The organism is Gardnerella rara (assembly GCF_055452355.1).
In genome coordinates, this window is record NZ_JBVBJP010000002.1 from 158,564 (window position 1) to 183,739 (window position 25,176).

A 25,176-nucleotide genomic window follows, 5' to 3' on the forward strand; every position below is an offset into this window, starting at 1 on the left:
TAGTGAATGGGCGGGTGCAAGTATGAATGCTGTTGATGAATTTTCTAGAACAAGAGTGACCCTTGGTTTTGCTGCAGAACAATACGGTTTTGAGGTAATACCATCTTTTGCTTCTGGAATAACAATTACATCGCTTGTATGCGATGTTAGAAACGTTAGGCCTGGGTGTCTTTTTGTTCCTGCAAATCGTGTAGATAAAAGACAGTTGGAAGCTGCTAGAGACGCTGGTGCGTACGCAGCAATGGTTCCTCCAGAGTTTCGAAGCGAAGCTATGAGCGTTGGTATTCCGTTACTTGTTTCTTCCAACAATCCAGTTACTTTGGGCAAACTTGCTTGCGATGTTAACAATGATCCATCTTCTTTTATAGCCACTTTCGCAGTTGCTGGAGATGACGATGACGAAGTTTACGCAAACGTTATAAGGTTAGCGGATTTTCTTCACATGCTTGGCAATCCAGTTGGTGTTATAAGCGCTGCTGGATCTAACTCTCTTCAGCGTGATTTAGATTTGGAATATCCGCTTGGAATAGTAGATATTCAACACAATTTATCGGTGTGTGTAGAAGACGGAGCTGCCGCCGTTGTTATAGCATTAAATTCTGCAACGCTTAAAAAAGATGCCTTGCAGTCTACAAACATTGATGTTCTTGGTGTTGAAAGTAACAATGCTCTTGCCATGTCTGGAAGTCTTGATTTATATAAGTCCGATTCATTAAAAACAGATGTGATTGAGATTGACAAAAAATCGGATGCTGCTGGTGATGCTGCTTTCGATTCTTTGGCGGCTGCTAATTCTTTGGCGGCTGGCGATTCTTCTAATGCAAAAGACGAGTCGCAAGCAGGCGGCACATTAAATAAGCAATCCGAAGAGTCTGCTAAGCAAAACCAATTGCAAAAAGAATCCAAAGAATCAACAGGATCAATAGAATCAACAGAATCGCTTAGCTATAGTAGTCAAAGCGATGACTCTCAGATTGACGAATTAAGCATAAATTCTGCGCGCCCTGTAATGAGTTTTTATACTTTGCAGCAAAGATACGGCTTCTTAAGCCACGAAAGATCCTATTGTGTTATGCGGTCTAAAGAATCGGATGAATTAGCTGCATTAGCAGACCAAATAGGCGGCAGAGATGTTAGTAGGCATCTTTCGCTCTCAATTGCAATGGTTCTTGCTGCTGGAGTTAGAAGAGGAACCATTAAAAGTGCGTTGCGAGTGTCTCACGAATTAAAATAGAAACCAAAATGTTTAAGAGCAAATAATGTTTTCAACAAAGCAAAATAGTATGCAAAACAAAATTACGGAAAATGTTTCAGCGCAAGCAAGTTTGCGTATGATGCCTATGAGCATTAAAGAAGTGGCAGATGCGGTTAATGCAACCGAGCTTCTATGTGATTCTGCAAGTTGTGATTCTGCACATTCTGATTCGGTAAACAGCAATGACACTGTTATTTGTGCTACAAGCGATTCTCGCAACGTTTCTTGCGGTGCGGTATTTGTTGCTATAAAAGGTGAACGCGTTGACGGTCATGATTTTGTGCAAAAAGCAGCGCAGCTTGGAGCTAAAGCGGCGATTGTAGAACACGCTGTTTTGCTCGATAAAAGTGTGCAGAACAAAATTGCTCAAATTGTTGTTAAAAATTCGGTTGAAGCACTTGGACTTTTAGCAAAGCACAATCTGGTGCGCCGCCGCGCGTTAAACACGCCTTTTAGCGTTATTGGTATAACAGGTTCCGTTGGAAAAACAACAACAAAAGACATGCTTAATGCTCTTCTTTCAACGCTTGGAAACACGGTTGCGCCAGTTGGGTCATTTAATAACGAAATTGGATTGCCGTTAACTTCTTTGCATGTAAACGAGAATACGCGATTCCTTATTGCAGAGATGGGTGCAAATCATGTTGGTGAGATTTCAATGCTCACAACTATTGCGCCTCCAGATTTATCGGTTGTGTTAAAAGTTGGTGTTGCTCATTTGGGCGAGTTTGGCTCCGTAGAAAAAATTGCTCAGGCTAAGAGTGAGATTGTTAGGGGGCTTTTGCCGCACGGAGTGGCAATTTTAAATGCTGATGATTTTCGCGTTGCGGCAATGAGTGAGCTTGCCGATAAAGATAAAATCCGCTGGTTTGGATTGAATGTTAATAATAATGGCAATTTTGATGCAGCGAATAATGAGAATTATCAGTTACATGCACAAGATATTTCTTTAGATGAAAGTGGTTGTGCGCAATTTTCGATTATCGAAAACAAAAACAGTCAGACTTGCGCAAACAATCAGACTCGCGAAAACAGTGCCAGTGTGCATCTTGCGCTTCCTGGAGCGCACAACGTTATGAATGCATTAGCTGCTGCGAATGTTGCAAGATATTTTGGTATGAGTCTTAAAAACATTGCTTTAGTTTTGAATAAAGTTTCGCATATTAGCCCGCATCGCATGCAGATTTCTGTTATTTGCAAAGATGATAAAAAATTTACACTTATTGACGATTCCTTTAACGCAAATCCAGATTCTATGAAAGCTGGAATTGACGGATTATGCTCTTACGAATCCGCTCAGTCCGCTCAGTCCGCTCAGTCCGCTCAATCCGCACATTCTGCTGATTCCGCATGCACTAAGCTTTTTAGAATCGCAGTTTTAGGCTCAATGTTGGAACTTGGGTCTAATGAAAATAAAATGCATGAATCTATTGGCGAATACGTTGCAAAACGCAATATTGATTCAATAATTACGGTTGGATCAACTTCAAGCGAAAAGTTAGATGAGTTAGCTTCTTGTATAGCTAAAGGTGCTAAAGATAATTGGCAAAATAGAGATAATCGTCAAAATAAAACTGATGATTCTAATTGTGATTCTAATTGTGATTCTAAAAACAGTGTGTATTTTGTGCATGATTGCTCTGAGGCAAATAACATTGTTTGGAGTCTTGTGGCCGAGCATCCTAGTACTGTTGTGTTACTAAAGGGGTCTCACGCTTCGGGACTAAGTGCTTTGGCTGAAAGTTGGGCTAAACTTAGCAATGGCTCTAGCAATGGTCTTAACAAACATACGGAGGTTAACCTGTGATTGCGCTTATTGTGGGAATAGTGGTGTCGCTAATAGTGACGATTGTTGGCACACCGCTTTTAATCCGCCTAGTACACCGCTTAAATTACGGACAATACATTCGTCAAGACGGTCCACAATCTCACTTAGTTAAGCGCGGAACACCTACTATGGGTGGTGTTGTTATAAACCTCGCTGTTGTAGTTGGATGGGCTGCTTCCGCACTTTACAGGTATTTTTCCGTTGGTAGAACGCCGTCTTGGTCTGCTGTTCTTGTTCTTTTTGCCATGCTTTCAATGGGTTTTCTTGGCTTTATTGATGATTTTGCAAAGGTAAGGAAAAAGCAGAATCTTGGTCTTTCTGTGCGCGCAAAGCTGTTTGGTCAGGTTATTTTTGCAAGCATTTACGCTGTTTTAGCTCTTATGCTTCCAACTCAGTCTGGTATTGCAAGCGCTCAGCCTGGCATGAGTTTTATAGAAAAACCATTCTTTGATTTTTCAATGTTTGGCAGAGTAGCTGGAATCGTAATTTTTATTGTTTGGGTAAACTTTTTAATGGCTGCGTGGTCTAATGCAGTAAATCTTACAGACGGATTAGATGGCCTTGCTGCTGGATCCTCTATGATTGCCTTTGCGGGATATGCCTTGATTGCTTTTTGGGAGAGTTATCACGTTAAAGGCGGTGGCCATTTTGGATTCTCTTATGCCGTTTCGGATCCGCTTGATTTAACCATTATCTCCGTTTGCGCAGCCGTTGCCTGCTTTGGGTTCTTGTGGTACAACTCAAATCCTGCTCAGGTGTTTATGGGAGACACTGGGTCTTTGGCTTTAGGTGGTCTTTTTGCCGCGCTTTCAATCGCCACTCACACGGAGTTTTTGGCTGTTATTTTAGGCGGGCTATTTGTTATGGAAACCTGCAGTGACGTAATCCAAGTTGGATGCTTTAAAATGACACATAAGCGAGTGTTTAAAATGGCTCCAATCCATCACCATTTTGAGCTTGTTGGATGGGCAGAAGGCAAGGTTGTTGTTCGTTTTTGGATGATTGAGCTTATGTTTGTTCTATCCGCGTTGATGACATTCTATGCGGATTGGGCAGGTCGTTCTGGACTCTTGATTTAGCAGGTTCACCGATTAATAATGGCTATACAATTGCTATACCTATACAATTGCGATTAGTAAGGGTGATTATATGAGCAGCGTTGCAAATGATTTATGCAAGGAGTTCTCTTTACACACTGAATTCCCGTTCCATAATGTTCTTGTAGCAGGATTAGGTGTTTCTGGTATAGGTGCCATGGAAGTGCTTAAAACTGTTGGAGCTAACGCGATTAGCGCAGACGAACGCAAGGCGGAAGCTCAAATCCACGATTTTTCCAAAATCGACTGGACCAAGATTGATGCTGTTGTAACATCGCCAGTTTTTAACCCTAGAACACCTTTTATTTTAGAGGCTCAAAAGCGCAATATTCCAGTTATTAGTGAGGTAGAACTTGCATGGCTTGTGCGCGTAAAGTCGCTTAAAACAAGTCTTCCAGCCGCATGGATTGGAATTACTGGAACAAATGGCAAAACTTCTACAACCGAAATGACATCTCAGATGCTTACTGCTTGCGGCCTAGATGCTCCTGCTGTTGGCAATATTGGCAAGTCGGTTTCCCATGCTGCGCTAGAAAAAGAGCACGATGCATTATGTGTTGAATTAAGCTCTTTCCAGCTACATTTTACGGATTCCTTAGAGTTAGATTGTGCTGCGATTACTAACATTGCGGCCGATCATTTAGACTGGCATGGCGGAATCGAAGCCTACGCAAAAGATAAGTCTAAAGTTTTTAATGGCGTTAAAAAAGCGCTTGTGTACAATGCTCAAGATTCACGCGTTAGCGAATTAGCAAAGATTGCACAAGTTAAAGATGGTTGCAAAAAAATTGGTTTTACGCTTTGCGCTCCAAAATCTGGAGAAATAGGCGTTGAAGATGGTTGGATTGTAGACAAAAGTGGCGTTGCTGGTGCAAAAGTTGGCGAAGCAAACAAAATAGTGGCTTTAAATAAACTAAAGCATTTATGTGAGCCAGATGGAAGCGTGTATCCGCATCTTCTTGCAGATGCATTAACTGCGTTAGCGCTAACTCTTGGCTTAAAACAAGACGTTGAAAATGCAGTTAAGGCATTGCGTAACTTTGCTCCAGGAGGGCATAGGATTCAAACAGTAGCTACTTTAAACGCTGAAGATAATCTTCCAGACCACGCGATTCGTTTTGTGGACGATTCAAAAGCAACTAACGCTCATGCTGCTGCCGCCTCTATTTCTAGTTTTGGTAAAAAATCCGTTATTTGGATTGCTGGAGGCCTTGCAAAGGGCGGTCATTTTGAAGATTTAGTTAAGCAAAATCGCAATATTATTAAGGCTGCTGTTGTTATTGGTTTAGATCAAAATCCAATTGTTCAGGCTCTTAACGCTCAGGGGCAAGATATTCCTGTAACAATTGTTTCCGCAAACGGTGAAAGCTATGAGTCTTTTGATTATGCAAATGATTCGCTTGTTAAAAAAGCTCAGAATTCGCCAATTTCTAACGCTGATTCCTCGCTTGGGCAAAAAGTCATTTCTACAGCTGTTCAAGCTGCTGGAAGGTACGCGCAGCCTGGAGATGTTGTTCTTTTAGCGCCAGCATGCGCCTCTATGGATCAGTTTGTTTCTTATGCAGATCGAGGAAATCGTTTTGCTAAAGAATCTGAGCAGTGGGTTAAGTGCCATGAATGAGAACAATAGAAAAGATGGCTCATCTAACAATAAGCCTGCAAAAAAGCTTAGAAGACGCATTTTTGGCACAAAGTCTTCTGCCACAAAGCAATCCGCAGCTAATACCAATAATTCCGCCAGTTTTTCGAGTGTCCAAGATTCTCTTAGTGAAAACGCCAAGGCTTTTAAGCAATATGTTGGTATTCGTAGTATTTTCAACCCATTGTGGTGCCTTTTTGGACTAAGAATATCCGTTGTAATATTAACCGTTTTTGGCTTATTTATGGTGTTTTCAAGCTCTTCGGTAACAATGATTACTTATGGAGCTGGCCCTTGGGGTTCTGGAATAAGCCAGCTGATTTATTGCATTATTGGCCTTATTGGGTATTTGGTTTTTTCGCATTTACCAGTCGATTTCTATAAAAGTAAGATTATTGTAATTTACGCAATATCGGTTTTTATGCAATTTTTGACTTTTGTACCAGGCATTAGGCACGAGGTTAATGGTAATGCTAGCTGGATTAAAATAGGCCCGTTTACAATGCAGCCAGCAGAAATCACAAAGCTTGCTATATGCATTTGGCTTCCAATGGCACTTATTCTTGCAAAAAAGGCATATAAGCGTGTTGCTATGCGAGCCTATATTCCAACTGTTGCAGCTCTAGGTGTTTCGGTTCTTTTAGTTGTTGCAGGCAAGGATCTTGGTACCGCTCTTATTATTTTGCTAATTGCTATTGTTGCGTTTTATGTAGGTGGATTCCCTACAAAATGGCTTGTTGTGGCTCTTATAACGGCGTGTGCTGCGGTTTTGCTGCTTGTTGTTACTAGCCAAAATCGTATGCGTCGTATTCTTGCCACTATTCAGGGTTGCGATGCAAAGTCAATTAGAGGCGTTTGCTTCCAGGCGATTCACGCACAATACGCAATGGCTTCTGGCGGAATCATGGGCGTTGGCATAGGCAATTCTAGGGAAAAGTGGAATTATTTGCCGTATGCTCACAACGATTTTATTTTTGCAATCATTGGCGAAGAAATGGGATTTGTTGTTGCTTCTTGTGTGATTCTTCTTTATATTGTGATTGGCTGGTGCCTGTTAACTTCCGCTTTGCAGTCAACAAATAAGCTTGTTTCAATATCTCTTATTAGCATTGCCACTTGGATTGTTGGTCAAGGCTTAATAAATATTTTGGTTGTTGTTCAGCTTTTGCCAGTTATGGGCGTTCCTATGCCGTTTGTTTCCGCAGGTGGATCTTCGCTTGTTATGTGTCTTCTTGCAATGGGCGTTGCGGATAGTTTTATTAAGAGTAATCCAAATATAAAACTTGGTAATAAATGGACATTCAAGCGCGCAAAATCGAAAGCAAGTGGACGTTAATTTGCTGGAAAGCTTGGTGTAAAATCCGCTTTTTGCAAAAATTTTAGTTAAAACTGAATCAATTGTTAGGTAGTATATTAAAGTTTTAAATTAGACTTGTTCTGATTGGGATTTCTGATTGGGATTTTTAAGTAAGCAGATTGTAGGTGACTAAATTGGTGCAAGATAAAGACAGCAATTCTTTGCATGTTGTTCTAGCAGGCGGGGGCACTGCTGGTCACGTTAATCCTCTTCTTTCCGTAGCAGCCGCACTAAAAGATTTAGATAAGTCGATAGAAATTAGCGTTGTTGGCACTAATGCTGGCTTAGAAAAAACTCTGGTTCCTAAAGCAGGGCTGCCGCTAGACGTTATTGAAAAAGTTCCATTCCCTAGAAAACCTAATCTTTACATGCTTAAGTTTCCTTTTAAGTGGATTGTAGAAACGCGCAAGGTTGCTAAGATTCTTGAGCAAAGGCATGCGGATATTGTTGTTGGATTTGGCGGCTACGCGTCTGCGCCAGTTTATGCACAAGCACACAAAATGCATTTGCCTATTGTGATTCATGAGCAAAATGCTCGCGCAGGAATGGCGAATAAGCTTGGTGCGCGTTGGGCAAGCATGATTGGTTGCGTTTACAATAACACTGGTTTGCGCGCAAAAATGGCGCCTAATGGCAGTGCGTCTAATGGCAAGGCTTTAATGGTTGGTCTTCCTCTTAGAAAATCCATATCGGATTTATGTGCAAAGATTACTCAAGACATTGATTTAGCTAGACTTGAAGGCGCTAAGCATCTTGGATTAGACCCAAGTAGGCCGATTGTTCTTGTAACTGGCGGGTCTTTGGGTGCTAAAAGCATTAATGAAGCTGTATCTATGGCCGCTGGCGATTTGCTAAAGTGCGCGCAAATCATTCATCTTACGGGTAACGGAAAATCTAAAGAGGTTAAAGATAATGTTTCGCGCTCGGCTGGTCTTAATCAAATAAACGACATTAAGCCAGAACATGCAGGACTTGGTGATTACCATATTTGTGAATATTTAGAGCGAATCGATTGGGCTTTTGCCTGCGCAGACTTGGTGATTTGCCGATCGGGAGCTGGAACTGTTGCAGAAGTTTCGGCGATTGGTGTTCCAGCAATCTACGTGCCGCTTCCAATTGGAAACGGAGAGCAGCGCTTTAACGCTCAGCCTGTTGCAGACGCAGGTGGAGCGATTATTGTAAACGACTGCGATTTTAACGATGACTGGATTCGCGCAAACGCGTTGGAATTGCTTAATAACCCAGACGAGCTTTGCCAAATGCGCGAAAAGGCTTGGAAATATGGCATTCGCAATGCTGCAAGCGTAATGGCGGAGCATATTCTTAAAATTGCAAAAGAAAGCAAAAATAATCATGGAAATTAATATGAACCCTATGCGCTCAGCGTTTGGAGCAAATCAGACTATATCTTCTTTAGGTTCTGTGCATTTTATTGGCATTGGCGGCGCTGGAATGAGCGTTTTAGCCGAGATGCTACACGAGCAAGGCGTTAGCGTAAGTGGCTGCGATAGCAAAGAAAGTGACCACACAACACGCCTAGAAGAACTTGGTGTAAATGTGCAGATTGGTCAAAGTGCAAGTCACGTAAAAAATGCAGATGTTCTTGTGTATTCTAGCGCTATTAAGCCAAGCAACCCCGAAGTAGTGGCGGCCGCCGAAAATGGCGTAAAACTTGTTCATAGAAGTGACATCTTATCTTTACTTTTAAGCGCTAAAAAAGGCGTGACTGTTGCTGGAGCGCATGGTAAAACTACAACAAGCTCTCTTTTGGCTCATATTTTAAAAGTTTGTGGCAAAGGCGATTTAGCAGACCCAAGCTATGCGATTGGCGGTTCGATTCAAGCGCAAGGCGGCGGCGAGGTTGACGGAGGCCACGCTGGGCGCGGAAGCGTTATGGTTGCAGAGGCAGACGAATCCGACGGCAGCTTTGAAAAATACAACCCATATATTGCGATTGTTACAAACGTAGAAGCGGATCACCTAGACCACTACAAGAACGCGCAAAATTATCGCGCAGCGTTTGTTGAACATTTAAGCCACGCTCTTGGATACATTGTGATTTGCGCAGACGATGATGGCGCTCGCGCTGTTTTAGAGGATTTAAGCGATGATTCTCTTAAAAAAACAATCGCCTACGCAAGTAGCAAGAACAGTGTTTCTTGCCTAAGCAACAGGGTAAAAAGCTTTGTAAAATTTGCGTTTATTAATCACGAAAGCGAAAAGACGGGTAGTGGTAGCGAGTCGTTTGTTATTGATTTTAATGGCGATTCTACAAACGTTAGCCTTATGATTCCAGGCTTGCACAATGCCAGAAATGCGTGTGCTGCGATTATTGCTGCAACGCTTTTGGGAATGGATTCAAAAGATGCTGCAAATGGAGCTTCGAGCTTCCTTGGTGCTTCTAGAAGATTTGACATTCGCGGATGCGTTGGCGGAGTAACGGTTGTGGATGATTACGCGCATCACCCTACAGAGATTGACGCCCTTTTGCGTGCTGCAAGAAGAAGATACCCAGATTCTACGATTCGCGTACTTTTCCAGCCGCATCTGTTTTCTAGAACGCGTTCTTTTGCAAGCGAATTTGCTTCTGCTTTATCTCTTGCAGACGATGTTATTGTTACTGGTATTTTTCCAGCGCGAGAAAAGCAAGAAGATTTTCCAAATATTCACGCTTCGACTATTGTTAACGCAGCCAAAGAATGCGGACTTAATTGCAATATTGAAGCTGTAGAAGATATGAATGATGGTGCTTTGTTGCTTGCACGCAGAGCGAATAGTGGGGATGTGCTGTTTACTGTTGGTGCTGGAAGTATTACTGCTATGACGTCTGTTATGCTAGAAGAGTTGCGCTCAAAATAGTGTGCAAAGTAGCAAGTAAGTCGCCAAATAAGTAAAGTCGCAAGTAAATCGCAAAAAGATGCAAGAGGAAAGTAGGTGAGTGGTAGTTATGGGACGAGTGATTTTTGGTAAATCTGCGAGTGCTAATAAATCTAACGTGTCTAGTGAATCTAGTGAATCTACTGAATCTACTGAATCTACTGAATCTATTAAGAGGTTGCGCGTTGCAAAATCTGGTAAGTCTGCTAGAAAAATCGAGTCGGCTAATGTTGTGCAAAATAGCGTGCAAAATGGCGTGCAAGATATCCCGCTTAATGTAGTTAACAGTGCGCATAATGCCGTTAAAAATGCACGCTCTAAAAACGCTTTTGTAGATGCAAGAAGACTTTCTGTAGTTGACTTTGTAAAGCAAACTTTAAAATCTAGTGCTGGTCCACTTGGCATTGCATCTAGACCTAAAGTAATAGATTTTAGTGCAAGAGAAAAAGAAAAGAACTCCGCTAAATTGCGCACTATCTTGCTGCGATTTGCCTACACTTTTCTTGCGGTTGCAATAGTTGTATTGCTTTGCTGGCTGCTATTTTTATCGCCATTCTTCCGCTTGAATGCTAAGAATATACGCATTATAGGCTCTAATGAGTGGGTTAGTGAGCAAAAAATCGCGTCTATTGCGTCCAACCAAGTAGATAAGTCGCTGTTTTTAGTTTCTTCTCAGCAAATAATTGAGCAGTTAAACAACATACCTGGCGTAACCGAAACAAAGGTTGTAAAGCAGTTCCCACAAGGCTTGCAAATAACGGTCCGCGCGCAAAAACCTGCTGCCATGCTTAAAGCCAAAGTTGGCGAAACACTTACAGCTGTAGACGTTAGAGGCAGGATTTTAAATGCTGTTCAAAATGTTTCTACAAGTGGAATTCCTGTTATAGAAGTTAGCGACGTTCGTAGAAGTTTAAACAGTAAAGCTGTTAAAGAAGCGTTGAAAATTGTAAGCTCGCTTTCGCAAGATTTTAGGTCTCATGTTACGCGAGTTAGCGCAAAAACGCAGGATTCCGTTGAAACAGAAGTTTCTTACCCAAGCCCAAGCGGAGATATTCATCGGCTTGTTGTTTGGGGGGATTCTTCGGATTTAGAGCTTAAAAAGGCGATTGTAGAAACGATTATTAATGATCCAAGTAAAATCGGCAATCGCCAGCTTTTAGATGTTTCTGCACCTGCAAGGCCAATTCTTAAGTAGTCTACTTAAGTGTTTTTAATTGTCACGTAAAGGTGTATAATAGTACTTTGTGTGTGCCAACGGTGCGCCTTATGTTATAGGTGCTCGCGTTGGGATATCCCAAGTGCCAAAGATAGCGCGCAGTAATGCGTGGCTGGAGGCGCAAGGGCCATCGGGCCGGTGGACTGTGGCTTTTCTCTTTAACCGATTCAGGTTTAAGGTGTGCTGCAGTGCTGCGGTTTCACCAAATAGAAGACATTAATGAATCGGAGAACTTAAGTTGCCTACGATTGAACAACTCGTCCGTAAGGGACGTCAGGCCAAGCCTAAGAAGTCAAAGACTTTGGCCTTGAAAGGTAGCCCGTTGCGTCGTGGCGTGTGCACTCGTGTGTACACCACCACTCCTAAGAAGCCAAACTCTGCGCTTCGTAAGGTTGCTCGTGTGCGCCTCAGCTCGGGTATTGAAGTAACCGCCTACATTCCAGGCGAAGGTCATAACTTGCAGGAGCACTCCATTGTGCTTGTGCGCGGTGGCCGTGTGAAGGATCTCCCAGGTGTGCGTTACCACATCGTGCGTGGCGCTCTCGATACCCAGGGTGTTAAGGACCGCAAGCAGGGTCGTTCCCTGTATGGAGCAAAGAAGGCGAAGTAAAACATGTCACGTAAAGGACCTGCAAAAAAGCATCAGCTGCTTCCTGATCCAATCTACGGCTCGACCGTCGTGGCTCAGTTGATTAACAAAATTCTTCTCGATGGCAAGAAGTCCATCGCAGAAAACATCGTCTACACCGCTCTTGAGCAGGTGAAGGCCAAGACCGAGCAGGAGCCAGTTTCTGTTTTGAAGCGCGCTCTCGATAACATTCGTCCAAGCCTCGAGGTTCGTTCCCGCCGCGTTGGTGGTGCAACCTACCAGGTGCCAGTCGAAGTTAAGCCTGCTCGTGCAAACACTTTGTCCTTGCGCTGGCTTACGGACTTCTCCCGCGTTCGTCGCGAGAAGACCATGGCTGAGCGTTTGGCTAACGAAATTCTCGATGCCTCCAATGGCTTGGGTGCTTCTGTAAAGCGCCGCGAGGATACCCACAAGATGGCAGAAGCAAACAAGGCTTTTGCTCACTATCGCTGGTAATCCACAAGATAATCGGTATCTTAAAGAGCTAAGGATATTAATATGGCACAAGATGTGCTTAACGACCTGAATATGGTTCGTAACATCGGCATCATGGCGCACATCGATGCTGGTAAGACTACTACCACCGAGCGTATTCTTTACTACACTGGTAAGAATTACAAGATTGGTGAAACTCACGATGGCGCTTCCACCATGGACTTTATGGCGCAGGAGCAGGAACGCGGTATTACTATTCAGTCTGCTGCAACCACTTGCTTCTGGAAGCGTCAAACCCATGACGTAGATAACCGCTATCAAATCAACATCATCGATACTCCAGGCCACGTTGACTTTACCGCCGAGGTAGAGCGTTCTTTGCGTGTTCTCGACGGTGCTGTTGCAGTGTTCGACGGTAAGGAAGGCGTGGAGCCTCAGTCCGAAACCGTTTGGCGTCAGGCAGATAAGTACAGCGTTCCACGTATTTGCTTCATCAACAAGATGGATAAGTTGGGCGCAGACTTCTACTATTCTGTTAAGACCATTAAGGAAAAGCTTGGCGCTAAGCCACTCGTTATTCAGCTTCCAATCGGCGCTGAAAACGACTTCCTTGGTGTTGTTGACTTGATTCGTATGAAGGCCTACGTTTGGAACGACGTTAAGGACGATATGGGTGCTCACTACGACACCGTTGACATTCCTGCCGATTTGCAGGAACGTGCAGAAGAATATCGTGCCGAGCTTATGGATCAGGTTGCAGAAGCCGACGAAGAGTTGCTTGAGAAGTATCTTGAATCTGGAGAACTTTCCGAAGAAGAGATTCGCATTGGTATTCGCAAGCTTACTATCGCTCGTGAAGCCTTCCCAGTAACTTGCGGTTCTGCATTTAAAGATAAGGGCGTTCAGCCAATGCTGGATGCTGTTGTTGACTTCCTTCCAAGCCCAGAAGATGTTCCATCTATTAAGGGCTTTGATCCAAGCGACGAATCTGTTGAAATCGACCGTAAGCCAGTAAATACAGATCCATTTGCTGCATTGGTCTTTAAGATCTCTACTCATCCGTTCTACGGAAAGCTTGTGTTCGTGCGCGTGTACTCTGGCGAAGTTAAGCCAGGCGATTCCGTGTACGATTCCACCAAGAGCAAGAAGGAACGCGTTGGTAAGATCTTCCAGATGCACGCAGATAAGGAAAATCCTGTAGATTCTGCAGAAGCTGGAAACATTTACACCTTCGTTGGTTTAAAGAACGTTAGCACGGGTGACACCTTGTGCGACGAGAAGAGCCCAATTTCTTTGGAATCCATGACATTCCCAGATCCTGTTATCGAGGTTGCTGTGGAGCCAAAGACGAAGGCAGATCAGGAAAAGATGAGCTTGGCTTTGGCTAAGCTTTCCGACGAGGATCCTACCTTCCAGGTTAAGACCGACGAAGAGTCTGGTCAGACTTTGATTTCTGGTATGGGCGAGCTTCAGCTCGACATTATTGTGGATCGTATGCGCCGCGAGTTCAAGGTTGAAGCGAATGTTGGTAAGCCACAGGTTGCTTACCGTGAAACCATTCGTAAGGCTGTTATGAACCAGGAATACACCCACAAGAAGCAGACCGGTGGTTCTGGCCAGTTCGCAAAGGTTTTGATGAACTTCGAGCCAATCGATCCAGAATCTGGCGAAGTCTATCAGTTTGTTAACGAGGTCACTGGTGGCCACATTACTAAGGAATTCATTCCTTCCATCGACGCAGGCGTGCAGGAAGCTATGGAATCTGGCGTTTTGGCAGGCTTCCCAGTGGTTGGCGTTAAGGCAACCGTTACCGACGGTCAGACTCACGACGTTGATTCTTCGGAAATGGCCTTCAAGATTGCAGGTTCCATGTGCTTCAAGGAAGCTGCTCCTAAGGCTCACCCAGTAATCCTCGAGCCAATTATGGCCGTGGAAGTTCGTACTCCAGAAGAGTACATGGGCGACGTTATGGGCGATTTGAACTCCCGTCGTGGAAACATTCAGTCTATGACCGACGCTACTGGCGTTAAGGTTATTGACGCTAAGGTTCCACTGAGTGAGATGTTCGGCTACATTGGTGATCTTCGTTCCAAGACTCAGGGACGTGCAATGTTCACCATGCAGATGGACTCTTACGCGGAAGTTCCAAAGGCCGTATCGGACGAGATTATTAAAGCCCAGCGCGGCGAGTAAAAGCGCACGCTACTTCGGTGTTTTGTGTCCCTAGTCAACGCTAGAATTTCCTACGTTGACTGGGTTCTGGCACCGAAGTGGCACCTAACCCAGAAACCCAGTAAATATGTAGCGAGAGGCTTCACATAAGAATGTGAGGCAAACTACGAGACGTCCAGGAGGACAAACACATGGCAAAGGAAAAGTACGAGCGTACTAAGCCGCATGTTAACATTGGTACCATTGGTCACGTTGATCACGGTAAGACTACCTTGACCGCGGCTATTTCTAAGGTGCTTCATGGCGAATATCCAGATCTGAACCCTCAGTATGACTTCGATCAGATCGACGCCGCTCCAGAAGAGAAGGAGCGCGGTATTACCATTAACATCGCCCACATCGAGTATCAGACTGAAGCACGTCACTACGCTCACGTGGACGCTCCAGGCCACGCTGATTACGTTAAGAACATGATCACCGGTGCCGCTCAGATGGATGGCGCAATCCTCGTGGTTGCTGCTACCGACGGCCCAATGGCTCAGACCCGTGAACACGTCTTGCTTGCTAAGCAGGTCGGCGTTCCAAAAATTCTTGTTGCTTTGAACAAGTGCGATATGGTTGACGACGAAGAGCTTATCGACCTCGTTGAAGAAGAGGTTCGTGACCTCCTCGACGAAAACGGCTTCGATCGCGATTGCCCAGTCATCCGTACTTCCGCTTACGGCGCTTTGCATGATGACGCTCCAGATCACGACAAGTGGGTAGAGACCGTCAAGGAACTCATGAAGGCTGTTGACGAGTACATCCCAACCCCAACTCACGATCTTGACAAGCCATTCTTGATGCCAATCGAAGATGTGTTCACCATCTCCGGTCGTGGTACCGTTGTCACCGGTCGTGTTGAGCGTGGTAAGCTCCCAATCAACACCCCAGTTGAGATTGTTGGTTTGCGCGATACCCAGACCACCACCGTCACCTCTATCGAGACCTTCCACAAGCAGATGGATGAGGCCGAGGCTGGCGATAACACTGGTCTTCTTCTCCGTGGTATCAACCGTACCGACGTTGAGCGTGGTCAGGTTGTGGCTGCTCCAGGTTCTGTGACTCCACACACCAAGTTCGAAGGCGAAGTTTACGTCTTGACCAAGGACGAAGGTGGCCGTCACTCGCCATTCTTCTCCAACTACCGTCCACAGTTCTACTTCCGTACCACCGATGTTACTGGCGTTATCACCTTGCCAGACGGCATCGAAATGGTTCAGCCAGGCGATCACGCAACCTTCACTGTTGAGTTGATTCAGGCTATCGCAATGGAAGAGGGCTTGACCTTCGCAGTTCGTGAAGGTGGCCGTACCGTTGGCTCTGGTCGTGTGACCAAGATTCTTGCCTAGTATTTTCTGATTTTCTAGTCTGAAAATATTTAGCTAATCTTTAAAAGACCCCGTAAGTTTTCTTGCGGGGTCTTTTTGTATTCTATATTTTTCGTATTTTATTCATTTTTATGTAATTGTTCCAGATGGTTACTAAAATAAGTGACTAGTGGCTTATGGCCGTGTTTACGAGTTAACATTTATTTGAGTTGTTAAATAAGAAGGTTGAGTTTATGCCTGGGGTTATTGGCATGTTGGTTAATCGTATTAAAAGTGGTCTAACGGCTAAAGTTTTTAAGCTGTTTGTTGCTTCGATTATTGCTGTTGGCATGCTTTTTGGCATAATGCCAGCTTATGCAGCTTTTGCGCAAAATATTCAAGTGGGGGGTACCCCTAACCAGGCAACTAGCTTAAACGCCAATGGTGCTGCAGATGCAGAAAAAACAAAAAAGCAAAAAGACACAGAAAATCCGAACGATTTATTCGCTAATAATCCAAAACTTAAACAAGCTTTGTATAACAGTATAAAAGAGTATGACACTGATGATGTTACCTTGCCTGATTCTGTAAATAATTGGAATCCTAAAAAAGCAGATATGGAGAAGATTAAAAAGCTTGGATTAAGCATTGAAGACATTAGTGACATTAGCTTTTTAAAGTATTTTCCAAATCTTGAAGAATTGAAATTAGATCACAATAATATTTCTGATTTAAAGCCGCTTTCTACTCTTACAAATCTTAAAACATTGGATTTGAGTGATAATAATATAAGTGACATTTCTAAATTGGCTGGTTTAACAAATCTTGAATCTTTGGACATAAGTGAAAACAAAATTAGTAACGTAGACAATCTTGCTAATCTTTGTGCAGGCAAGCTTATAAATATTAAAGCTGAAAAAAATAATATTACGAATATTGATAAAATTTATCCATATGCTCTTGCAAAGAATACAGCTTTTTATGCTGATTATCATAAAGATATTTTTAACTTGTATCAGAAAAAATATGATAGTCTGTATGATTTTTCTGACCAGCATATTGAAAAAAATATAACTCCTTCTGATGCGAAAAATGGGTATAATCTTAATCAAATTGTGAATTCAACAAAAATTAAAGATGACGATTACAGCTTTACTTATTGGTATGCTTATATGAATAATTTTGACCTCTATCGCAGGAAATATACTCTTACAAATGAGTTAATTAATATTGATAAAAATGATGGAGTTAAATTAATCGATTTTAAGTTAAATAAAAAACTGGGAAAGGATGGCTACAATGGAATGAGTCCGGTTCATTATGGTCCAGACTTTAGATTTAGTGGAAGGCTTCTTATACGTCAATATGTAATTAACAATATAAATATAGAAGTTAATTTTGGTCAGTCAATTGATTTTAGGAATGCGCTAGAGAAGCTAAAAAATAGTGAAGTAAAAGGCTACAGAGGGAAAATAAGCGATTTAGGATTGGAATTTAGTTCATATGATCCCTGGGGAGTTGGCGTCAATTCTAATTCGCCTGACGATCAGACAGCCTTTTTCCCTGGTAAACAAACTTTTGAATTTCCTGTATGTTACAAAAATGGTGAGATTAAGAATAATATAGAAGGCTACTATCCCGTTGATAATTTTACTTTTATTGTTAATGCGAAAACAATGGCTCAAACGTGGCCTGCTAAAAGCAGTGATGTGAAAATTAAAGATATTGATTCGTCTAGCGAAAATCCGCCTGCTAAACAGCCAACTGTAGATTCTATTAAAACGGATGTTAAAAAGCAAGTCGAGGGATTATTTACAACAACAAGTAGACTTAACTATCCTTTGATTCCTGAAGGTAAAACTCCTACTGCATGTGATTTATGTGATCATGATACTGAGGATTGTTCAAGCGCTTGTCAAAATGATGATGATAATCCAGATGATGGATTTAGTTCTGATTCCAGACCTTATTATTATAATGACGATAATGATAAGGTTTATCCAATTAAGATTGGTGATTCCTACTATAAAAGTTGTAATGATGAAGAAGATAGTTCAACTCCTTGCACTCCAAAGTATTATTACAAAGCGCCTACGGTTACGGTAGGTGATTTTAAAATACCTGAAGCACCTAATACAGATCAAACTGTTAAAGTTCCTGTTACGGTTACTTATGTTGATGGGTCTAAGTGTACGTTTAGCGCTAGCTTTACTGTAAAGGCAAAATCGAACCCGAACCCGAATCCGCCTAATCCGCCAGCGCCTAATCCGCCAGCACCAGAGCCGACGCCAACGCCGCCAACTCCGCCGCAGCCAGGCCCTCAGCCAGCTCCGCAGCCAACACCAGCGCCTGTTCCAACGCCAGATCCGCAGGATCCGTCTGTCACGCCTACACCTGCGCCAATTCCAGATCAGCCTGGAACTCCTTCGAATCAATCGCACATGACGGAACCAGAGATATTACCTAAGCCGTATTTGAACATAGACGTAACGCCTGATCCAAACATGGGAACAACGCCTAATACTGGTTCAGAAAATAGCAATACGCCTAATCCGTACTTTAATCAAAAGCCAAATGCTGCTAAAAATGATGCTGCTAAAAATAATGCCGCTAAAAATAGTGCTTCCCAAAATGGCACAAATTCCGCTGCATCTACTAATGGCCACAAAACCGCTAATAGACTTAACTCCGCATCGCATAAATCGCGCGGAACTATTCCAGCAACTGGCTCTGACTCGTCTTCGATAGCGCTTGTTGCGATGCTTAGCGTGTTGCTTGGTGTTGTTGCTATTCGCATACGAAAAAACCCAAGCCGCAAAGCTTGGGTTTTCAACAAGTGCCCCCTCAGGGATTCGAACCCTGGACACGCTGATTAAGAGTCAGCTGCTCTAGCCAACTGAGCTAAAGGGGCGTTGGCGTTTTCTTGAGCCGAGTAATAACTATACTCACAATCGATTTATTTGCAAGTCACGGCGTGTCGTGCTTTGTGTGTTTTCTGTGCTTATTGCGAATTTTTTAAACGCTTATTGTCCATCTTTTAAAAGAAACTTGGTATATGACTTTACCTTTGCATGCAAGCGAAACAAGCGCTGAAAATCCTTGGCCAGTAAGCGTCATAAGCCAAAAGTTCCATGGAGCTGTAGAGAAGTGGCCTGCGGCTTGGGTAGAAGGTCAGATTGTTGAAATCAACATGAGAAGGTCTACGTCTGGCTACATAACGCTTAGAGACAGCAACGAAGACGTTTCAATCTCCATAATGGGCTTTAGCAATTTTGTTCAGCAGGCTAAAGATTTGCGTCAGGGAGATAGGGTAGTTGTTCACGGCAAGGCAGATATTTGGGTAAAAGCAACACGATTGAGCTTTGTTGCCGACGAAATTAGGCGTGTTGGTGCTGGCGATTTAAAGGCGCAAATAGACGAGTTGCGCAAAAAACTTAAAGGCGAAGGCTTGTTCGACGCAGAAAACAAGGTGCCGCTGCCTGAGTTTCCAAAGTGCATTGGTTTGGTGTGTGCACCTCAAGCTCGCGCCGAGGGAGATGTTATTACAAACGTTAATTTGCGCTGGCCTGTAACGCGTTTTAAGGTGGTTCACGCGCATGTTCAGGGTGTGCAATGCCCAGCGGACGTTATTGCGGCGATTAAGCAGTTAGATGCCGACCCAGAAGTTGATGTGATTATTGTTGCGCGCGGCGGCGGCAGCTTTGAGGATTTGATTGGATTTTCGGACGAGGGCGTGGTTCGCGCAACGGCTGCTTGCTTAACTCCGATTGTTTCTGCGATTGGCCACGAAGACGATTGGACGCTTATTGATTTGGCGGCAGATATGCGCGCGTCTACTCCTACAGATGCAGCAAAGCGCGTTGTTCCAGACGTTAACGAGCAATGGCAGTTGATTGATAACGCTTTGCAACATGCGCGAATGAGGATTTCTGCCCGAGTTAGCAATGAGATTCAGCTTATTGAAGGCTACGCAAATAGGCCAAGTATTACCCAGCCAACCACTATGTTGGAGCCGCACGAGTTGTTTGTGCAGCAGGCGGTTGAACGCATGAGGCATGGTTTGGTGCGGCTGCTTGACGACGCTAGCTTGACTGTTGAAAAGGCGCATGCCAGCGTTACGGCTCTTAGTCCGCAGTCAACGCTTAATCGCGGTTACGCGGTTGTGCAGATTAGCGGCGGGAAAGTGCTTGACGATTCTAGTCGTGTAAAAGCTGGAGACGATATAACAGTCACTCTTAAAAGTGGCTTGATCACAGCTAGCGTTACGTCTGTAGAAAAGTCGTAAAGTTTTAAAGTTTTAAGTAAAAAATCTTAAATAAAAAATTAGAAAAGGATGATTATGAGTGACGAAACAAAAGACGCAAGTGCAAAAGTTGACGCGATTAGCACACTTAGCAACGAAGAGCGCGCTGCGATTAACGCAATGCCTTACGAAGAGGCTCGCGAAAAGCTTGTGCAAGCTGTTAAAGCACTTGAGGCTGGCGGTTTGACTTTGGATCAATCTATGCATCAATGGGAGCTTGGAGAGGCGTTAGCAAAGCGCGCGCAGGGTTTGCTTGCTGCGGTTCGCGCTAAGCTTGACGCGGCTCAGGCGGAGCAATCCGCTACGGCTGCTACGGCTGGAACGCAGTCGAATCTTGAATCGTGATTATTCTGTGGTGTGTAAACTACGCCATGGTGTATAATTGCCATTTGTTGCCTCGGTAGCTCAGTGGATAGAGCACCACTCTCCTAAAGTGGGTGTCGTCAGTTCGATTCTGATTCGGGGCACTTTTTATTACTTGTTTACTGCAATTGTCATGCGTGTGTATAATAGACATATAATGTATGTAATTATGACAATGAAGGATGTTTTTTTATGGTTGTTTCCACGGTTGCAAGAATTAATTTCAGAACAGATGAGAAAACTAAGCAAGATGCAGAAGTCTTATTTAATGCTTTAGGTCTTGATATGTCTACTGCATTAAACATGTTTCTTAAGCAAGCAGTACGTGAACAAGCTCTACCTATTAGTCCGTCGCTCGTTACGCCTGTTCCCAACGAAGCAACACTTAAAGCTATGAATCACGCTAATCAAATTATAGATGGCAAAATTGCTGAAGATGGTATTGTTTTTAGTAATGCTAATGAAGCTAAAGCATTTTTGGATAATATGTCATGAAAATTATTTTTGATACTCAATTCCAATCAGATTTACGAAGGTTGCTTCGAGAGAATCCATCAATTAAACACGAATTAGAGGACTTAATTGACAGTATTTATGAATTTGAAGAAGTTCCTGAATCTTACAATCCTCACCAATTGAGCCATCCTCGTGGAATGTACAGTGGATATTGGGAATTGCATTTGCAAGAGGGAAAATTTGATGTAATTCTCATTTATAATTATCGATATAATATTCCTGTTATTAGGTTTGTGCGTATAGGATCTCATAATAATTTATTCCATAATGGGCATAGATGAGATTTTGAAACTCCCCAATGTTAGGGGATAGTGTTAGATTATTTCTAACTTAAGCGATGATCCGTTATCGGCGGGGAGTTTTCGGAAGAACGGCGAGTGTTCGTAAGATTCTCGCTTATTAGAACCGACGGGGTTGGCCCGCATAGCCAAACACGAGAGGCTGCAAGAGTTGCGTAAGTATTTTGCAGCAAGCGAGGTGGTACCGCGGCAGTAACTGTCGTCCTCGCAGGGAAATATTCACCCTGTTGAGCGAGGAGAGCACAGTGAGCGAATCCACTAATCCAGCCGAAAAGTCGTGCGCAAATAATGTATACCCAAAGGTAAGTGTTGCCGCATCTGCACAAGAAGCTGCCAGTGCGCAAGTTGCACCAAATCCTTCTTTCCCAAAGCTTGAAGAGTCAGTGCTTCAATACTGGGATGCAAATAACACTTTCCGTAAGTCAATCGAATACCGCCCGTCTGGCAAGGGTAGCCAAAACGAGTTTGTGTTCTTTGATGGCCCTCCATTTGCAAACGGTCTTCCTCACTACGGCCACTTGCTCACAGGTTATGCAAAAGACGTTGTTCCGCGCTATCAGACTATGCGCGGACGCAAAGTAAATCGCGTTTTTGGCTGGGATACTCACGGCCTTCCAGCAGAGTTGGAAGCGCAGAAGGAACTCGGCATTGAGTCGGTTGATCAAATCGAAAAAATGGGCATCGCAAAGTTCAACGATGCTTGCCGTGCCAGCGTTTTAAAGTACACAAACGAGTGGCAAAACTACGTACATCGTCAGGCGCGCTGGGTTGATTTTGAGCGCGGCTACAAAACGCTTAACATTCCATACATGGAATCCGTTATGTGGGCCTTTAAGCAGCTTTACAGCAAGGGATTGGCTTACAAGGGTTACCGCGTGCTTCCGTACTGCCCTAAGGATCAGACGCCTCTTAGTGCGCACGAGCTTCGTATGGATGCAGATGTTTACCAGAATCGTCAAGATACTACCGTTTCCGTGGCCGTTAAGCTTCGCGATGAGGCCGACGCTTACGCAGTATTCTGGACCACTACTCCTTGGACAGTGCCAACAAACTTCGCAATCGTAGTTGGTGCAGACATTGACTACGTGGAAGTTCGCCCAACTGAAGGCAAGTTTGCTGGTAAAAAGTTCTACATTGGCAAGCCTTTGCTTGAATCCTACACTAAGGAACTTGGCGAAAACTACGAAGTTGTGCGCGAACTTAAGGGTGCTGAGATGGCTGGCTGGCGCTACTATCCAGTATTCCCATACTTTGCAAGCGATTCTGCGCTCGCAGAGGGTGGAACTCCTGGTCCTAACGCTTTTACGATTTTCACTGCAGATTATGTTGACACCGCAGAAGGTACTGGCCTTGTTCACCAGGCTCCTTACGGCGAGGACGATATGAACACGCTTAACGCTCACGAAATTCGCAGCGTTGACGTGCTCGATGCTGGCTGCAAGTTTACAAGTGATTGCCCAGACTACGAAGGCTTGTATGTTTTCGACGCCAATTTGCCAATTTTGCGCAACTTGCGTGCAGGAGACGGCCCGCTTGCCAAGATGCCAGAAGATCAGCGCGCGTTGCTATTCCAAGAGAAAAGCTACGTGCACAGCTATCCTCATTGCTGGCGTTGCGCAACTCCGCTTATTTATAAGCCTGTTTCTAGCTGGTTTGTTTCGGTTACAAAGATTAAGAAGCGCTTGCTAGAGCTTAATCAACAGATTAATTGGATTCCTGGAAACGTTAAGGACGGCCAGTTTGGTAAATGGCTTTCTAACGCTCGCGATTGGTCGATTAGCCGTAATCGCTTCTGGGGCTCGCCAATCCCAGTGTGGGTGAGCGACGATCCAAAGTATCCTCGCGTAGATGTGTATGGATCTTTGGAAGAGCTTAAGGCTGATTTTGGTGATTATCCTCGCGACGACGACGGCAATGTGAATATGCATCGCCCGTATATCGATCGCCTTACTCGACCAAACCCAGACGATCCTACTGGAAAGTCGCAAATGCACCGCATTACGGATGTTCTTGACTGCTGGTTTGAGTCTGGTTCTATGCCTTTTGCGCAATTCCATTATCCGTTTGAAAACAAGGACTTCTTCGAAGAGCACTTCCCATGCGATTACATTGTTGAATACATTGGCCAGACTCGTGGATGGTTCTACACGCTTCACATTATGGCTACAGCTCTATTCGACCGACCAGCCTTTAAGAACGTGATTTGCCACGGCATTGTGCTTGGTTCCGACGGCCAGAAGATGAGTAAGCATTTGCGCAATTACCCAGATGTTAATGGCGTTTTTAACGAGTACGGCTCGGATGCTATGCGCTGGTTCCTTATGTCTTCGCCAATTTTGCGCGGCGGTAATTTGATTGTGACTGCAGACGGCATTAGGGATACGGTTCGTCAGGTTATGCTTCCAGTTTGGAGCTCGTACTACTTCTTTACGCTGTATGCGAATGCTGCAAATGGCGGTAAGGGATACGATGCTCGTAGACTTCGCGCGGACGAGGTTGCAGGTCTTTGCAACATGGATCGCTACTTGCTTGCTCGCACGCGTTTGCTTGTTGAGCGCGTAGAAAAGTGCTTGAACGACTTTGCAATTAGCGATGCTTGCGCAGCCGTTAGTGACTTTATTGACGTTCTTACTAATTGGTATATCCGCGGTAGTCGCGACCGCTTCTGGAATGAAGATGAAGCTGCTTTCAACACGCTTTATACTGTGTTGGAAGCCTTTATGCGTACTATTGCTCCTCTTGCTCCTATGGAAGCAGAGGCTGTGTGGCGTGGTCTTACTGGTGGCGAATCCGTGCATTTGGCCGATTGGCCTTATTTGGTGGAGCCGCAAACGCTTTCTAACGGCGAGGCAAATCCTAAGGCTGGAACAGTTACTGAGCTTGGTGCTGTTCTTGCGCATGACGATGCTTTGGTTGCTGCTATGGATAAGGTTCGCGAGGTTGTGTCTTCTACGCTTTCATTGCGTAAAGCGGAGCAGTTGCGCGTGCGCCAGCCTCTTGCAAACTTGACGGTTGTTGCAGAAAATACGGCTGCTGTAGAGCCATATGAGCAGGTTCTTGAGCGCGAGCTTAATGTGAAGAATGTAACATTCTGCACTTTGGAAGACGCAAGCAACCATGGTTTGAAGATTGTTCACGAGCTTAAGGTTAACGCTCGCGCGGCTGGCCCTCGTTTGGGTAAGCAAGTGCAGTTTGCTATTAAGGCTTCGAAGAGTGGCGATTGGCGTGTTGACGCCTCTGGTGCTCCTGTTGTCAATACTCCAAATGGCGAAGTTGCGCTTGAGCAAGGCGAATATGAGCTTGTGAATCGCGTTGAGTCTTCGGATGCTCAAGCAGCTGCAAATACTGCTTCTGCTGCAATGCCAACTGGCGGCTTTGTTATGCTCGACACTGCTTTGACGGCGGATTTGCTTGCGGAAGGTTACGCTCGCGACGCTATTCGCGCTGTTCAGGATGCGCGCAAGGAGAGCGGCTTAGACATTAGCGATAGAATCGCTTTGACTTTGAGCGTGCCAGCAGCCGATGTTGCTAAGGTAAATCAGTTCCGTGATTTGATTGCGGAAGAAACTTTGGCTACTAGCTTTGAAGTTACAGAGGCTGATTCTAGCGCAACCGAGCTTAGCGTAAGTCTTAAACGTGAGTAGTTTAAGTGTTGCATAAATCTCTAGCTAACTAAACAAAAAACGTGCCGTTGTATTATTAAATACCTCGGCACGTTTTGTTTTTGTGTGTGGTGGGTGGTTTGTGGTTTTGTATGTAAATCGTGTGGAATTTGGAACAAATGCAGGGAGGATTTTCCGGAGTTTGTTCCAAATTTGGGTTGAATTTGGTACAAAATGCGG

At 44.1% G+C, this 25,176-nt stretch carries 18 protein-coding genes, 2 tRNA genes and 1 pseudogene; 19 read left to right on the plus strand and 2 right to left on the minus strand.

From position 1 onward, the window contains the following. The first annotated feature begins 22 nt into the window (after positions 1-22). From ACZ0NX_RS02375 to ACZ0NX_RS02435, 13 genes and pseudogenes are all read left to right on the plus strand, one after another. Positions 23-1,234, plus strand: a complete 1,212-nt coding sequence (locus ACZ0NX_RS02375; protein ID WP_415695675.1) for a UDP-N-acetylmuramyl peptide synthase — start codon at positions 23-25, stop codon at positions 1,232-1,234. A 25-nt stretch (positions 1,235-1,259) separates the two neighbouring features. Continuing rightward, positions 1,260-3,062 carry a UDP-N-acetylmuramoyl-tripeptide--D-alanyl-D-alanine ligase gene (locus ACZ0NX_RS02380; protein WP_464405284.1) on the plus strand — a complete coding sequence of 601 codons (1,803 nt, stop codon included), beginning with the start codon at positions 1,260-1,262 and terminating at the stop codon, positions 3,060-3,062. After that, entirely contained in the window at positions 3,059-4,162 is a 1,104-nt protein-coding gene (gene mraY, locus ACZ0NX_RS02385) for a phospho-N-acetylmuramoyl-pentapeptide-transferase (RefSeq protein ID WP_060787283.1), read from the plus strand. Before ACZ0NX_RS02380 ends, mraY begins: the two co-directional genes overlap by 4 nt. A gap of 70 nt (positions 4,163-4,232) precedes the next feature. Next, entirely contained in the window at positions 4,233-5,801 is a 1,569-nt protein-coding gene (murD, locus tag ACZ0NX_RS02390; protein WP_060787284.1) for a UDP-N-acetylmuramoyl-L-alanine--D-glutamate ligase, read from the plus strand. Further along, entirely contained in the window at positions 5,794-7,155 is a 1,362-nt protein-coding gene (locus tag ACZ0NX_RS02395) for an FtsW/RodA/SpoVE family cell cycle protein (RefSeq protein ID WP_464405286.1), read from the plus strand. Before murD ends, ACZ0NX_RS02395 begins: the two co-directional genes overlap by 8 nt. Positions 7,156-7,301: 146 nt before the next feature. Further along, the gene (locus tag ACZ0NX_RS02400; RefSeq protein WP_464405288.1) at positions 7,302-8,540 is read left to right on the plus strand and encodes a UDP-N-acetylglucosamine--N-acetylmuramyl-(pentapeptide) pyrophosphoryl-undecaprenol N-acetylglucosamine transferase; all 1,239 of its coding nucleotides are present in this window, start codon (positions 7,302-7,304) and stop codon (positions 8,538-8,540) included. Continuing rightward, entirely contained in the window at positions 8,530-10,035 is a 1,506-nt protein-coding gene (gene murC / locus ACZ0NX_RS02405) for a UDP-N-acetylmuramate--L-alanine ligase (RefSeq protein ID WP_464405290.1), read from the plus strand. The genes ACZ0NX_RS02400 and murC overlap by 11 nt, the downstream gene beginning before the upstream one ends. A 187-nt stretch (positions 10,036-10,222) precedes the next feature. After that, positions 10,223-11,248, plus strand: coding sequence for a cell division protein FtsQ/DivIB (locus ACZ0NX_RS02410; RefSeq protein WP_464405485.1), 1,026 nt, complete (start codon positions 10,223-10,225; stop codon positions 11,246-11,248). Positions 11,249-11,507: 259 nt separating this feature from the next. Further along, complete coding sequence (rpsL, locus tag ACZ0NX_RS02415; RefSeq protein WP_003813881.1) at positions 11,508-11,879, plus strand: 30S ribosomal protein S12; 372 nt, start codon at positions 11,508-11,510, stop codon at positions 11,877-11,879. Between the two features lie 3 nt (positions 11,880-11,882). Continuing rightward, complete coding sequence (gene rpsG / locus ACZ0NX_RS02420; protein ID WP_004127577.1) at positions 11,883-12,353, plus strand: 30S ribosomal protein S7; 471 nt, start codon at positions 11,883-11,885, stop codon at positions 12,351-12,353. 42 nt (positions 12,354-12,395) lie between these two features. Continuing rightward, a complete protein-coding gene (fusA, locus tag ACZ0NX_RS02425) occupies positions 12,396-14,525 on the plus strand; it encodes an elongation factor G (RefSeq protein WP_464405292.1) in 2,130 nt (709 codons plus the stop codon). A gap of 170 nt (positions 14,526-14,695) precedes the next feature. Further along, the gene (tuf, locus tag ACZ0NX_RS02430; protein WP_060787289.1) at positions 14,696-15,895 is read left to right on the plus strand and encodes an elongation factor Tu; all 1,200 of its coding nucleotides are present in this window, start codon (positions 14,696-14,698) and stop codon (positions 15,893-15,895) included. Positions 15,896-16,470: 575 nt separating this feature from the next. Further along, positions 16,471-16,722, plus strand: a pseudogene (locus ACZ0NX_RS02435) (leucine-rich repeat domain-containing protein); the annotation flags it as partial. Between the two features lie 1,694 nt (positions 16,723-18,416). Here ACZ0NX_RS02435 and ACZ0NX_RS02440 read toward each other — a convergent pair. Then, a complete protein-coding gene (locus tag ACZ0NX_RS02440) occupies positions 18,417-18,650 on the minus strand; it encodes a hypothetical protein (RefSeq protein ID WP_464405295.1) in 234 nt (77 codons plus the stop codon). A 40-nt stretch (positions 18,651-18,690) separates the two neighbouring features. Further along, positions 18,691-18,764, minus strand: a tRNA-Lys gene (locus ACZ0NX_RS02445). Between the two features lie 144 nt (positions 18,765-18,908). Here ACZ0NX_RS02445 and xseA point away from each other — a divergent pair. The 6 genes from xseA (at position 18,909) to ileS (ending at position 24,978) form a co-directional block, all read left to right on the plus strand. After that, positions 18,909-20,138 carry an exodeoxyribonuclease VII large subunit gene (xseA, locus tag ACZ0NX_RS02450; protein ID WP_464405297.1) on the plus strand — a complete coding sequence of 410 codons (1,230 nt, stop codon included), beginning with the start codon at positions 18,909-18,911 and terminating at the stop codon, positions 20,136-20,138. Positions 20,139-20,192: 54 nt separating this feature from the next. Next, the gene (locus tag ACZ0NX_RS02455; protein WP_060787294.1) at positions 20,193-20,501 is read left to right on the plus strand and encodes an exodeoxyribonuclease VII small subunit; all 309 of its coding nucleotides are present in this window, start codon (positions 20,193-20,195) and stop codon (positions 20,499-20,501) included. A gap of 49 nt (positions 20,502-20,550) precedes the next feature. Then, positions 20,551-20,623, plus strand: a tRNA-Arg gene (locus ACZ0NX_RS02460). 88 nt (positions 20,624-20,711) lie between these two features. Then, positions 20,712-21,014 carry a type II toxin-antitoxin system RelB/DinJ family antitoxin gene (locus tag ACZ0NX_RS02465; protein ID WP_060787295.1) on the plus strand — a complete coding sequence of 101 codons (303 nt, stop codon included), beginning with the start codon at positions 20,712-20,714 and terminating at the stop codon, positions 21,012-21,014. Further along, positions 21,011-21,316: a type II toxin-antitoxin system RelE/ParE family toxin gene (locus ACZ0NX_RS02470; RefSeq protein WP_464405299.1), complete on the plus strand. Its 306-nt coding sequence runs from the start codon at positions 21,011-21,013 to the stop codon at positions 21,314-21,316. Before ACZ0NX_RS02465 ends, ACZ0NX_RS02470 begins: the two co-directional genes overlap by 4 nt. Before the next feature lie 263 nt (positions 21,317-21,579). Beyond that, the gene (gene ileS / locus ACZ0NX_RS02475; protein ID WP_464405301.1) at positions 21,580-24,978 is read left to right on the plus strand and encodes a mupirocin-resistant isoleucine--tRNA ligase; all 3,399 of its coding nucleotides are present in this window, start codon (positions 21,580-21,582) and stop codon (positions 24,976-24,978) included. The last annotated feature ends 198 nt before the right edge of the window (positions 24,979-25,176 follow it).

Excerpts from the sequence above, each read along its gene's own strand:
- ACZ0NX_RS02455 (WP_060787294.1), top strand. The coding sequence starts at position 20,193 with ATGAGTGACGAAACAAAAGACGCAAGTGCAAAAGTTGACGCGATTAGC.
- ACZ0NX_RS02380 (WP_464405284.1), top strand. The coding sequence starts at position 1,260 with ATGTTTTCAACAAAGCAAAATAGTATGCAAAACAAAATTACGGAAAAT.
- rpsG (WP_004127577.1), top strand. The coding sequence starts at position 11,883 with ATGTCACGTAAAGGACCTGCAAAAAAGCATCAGCTGCTTCCTGATCCA.
- ACZ0NX_RS02395 (WP_464405286.1), top strand. The coding sequence starts at position 5,794 with ATGAATGAGAACAATAGAAAAGATGGCTCATCTAACAATAAGCCTGCA.
- xseA (WP_464405297.1), top strand. The coding sequence starts at position 18,909 with ATGACTTTACCTTTGCATGCAAGCGAAACAAGCGCTGAAAATCCTTGG.
- fusA (WP_464405292.1), top strand. The coding sequence starts at position 12,396 with ATGGCACAAGATGTGCTTAACGACCTGAATATGGTTCGTAACATCGGC.
- ACZ0NX_RS02375 (WP_415695675.1), top strand. The coding sequence starts at position 23 with ATGAATGCTGTTGATGAATTTTCTAGAACAAGAGTGACCCTTGGTTTT.
- murD (WP_060787284.1), top strand. The coding sequence starts at position 4,233 with ATGAGCAGCGTTGCAAATGATTTATGCAAGGAGTTCTCTTTACACACT.
- ACZ0NX_RS02465 (WP_060787295.1), top strand. The coding sequence starts at position 20,712 with ATGGTTGTTTCCACGGTTGCAAGAATTAATTTCAGAACAGATGAGAAA.
- ACZ0NX_RS02440 (WP_464405295.1), bottom strand. The coding sequence starts at position 18,650 with ATGCGAATAGCAACAACACCAAGCAACACGCTAAGCATCGCAACAAGC.
- ACZ0NX_RS02470 (WP_464405299.1), top strand. The coding sequence starts at position 21,011 with ATGAAAATTATTTTTGATACTCAATTCCAATCAGATTTACGAAGGTTG.
- tuf (WP_060787289.1), top strand. The coding sequence starts at position 14,696 with ATGGCAAAGGAAAAGTACGAGCGTACTAAGCCGCATGTTAACATTGGT.
- murC (WP_464405290.1), top strand. The coding sequence starts at position 8,530 with ATGGAAATTAATATGAACCCTATGCGCTCAGCGTTTGGAGCAAATCAG.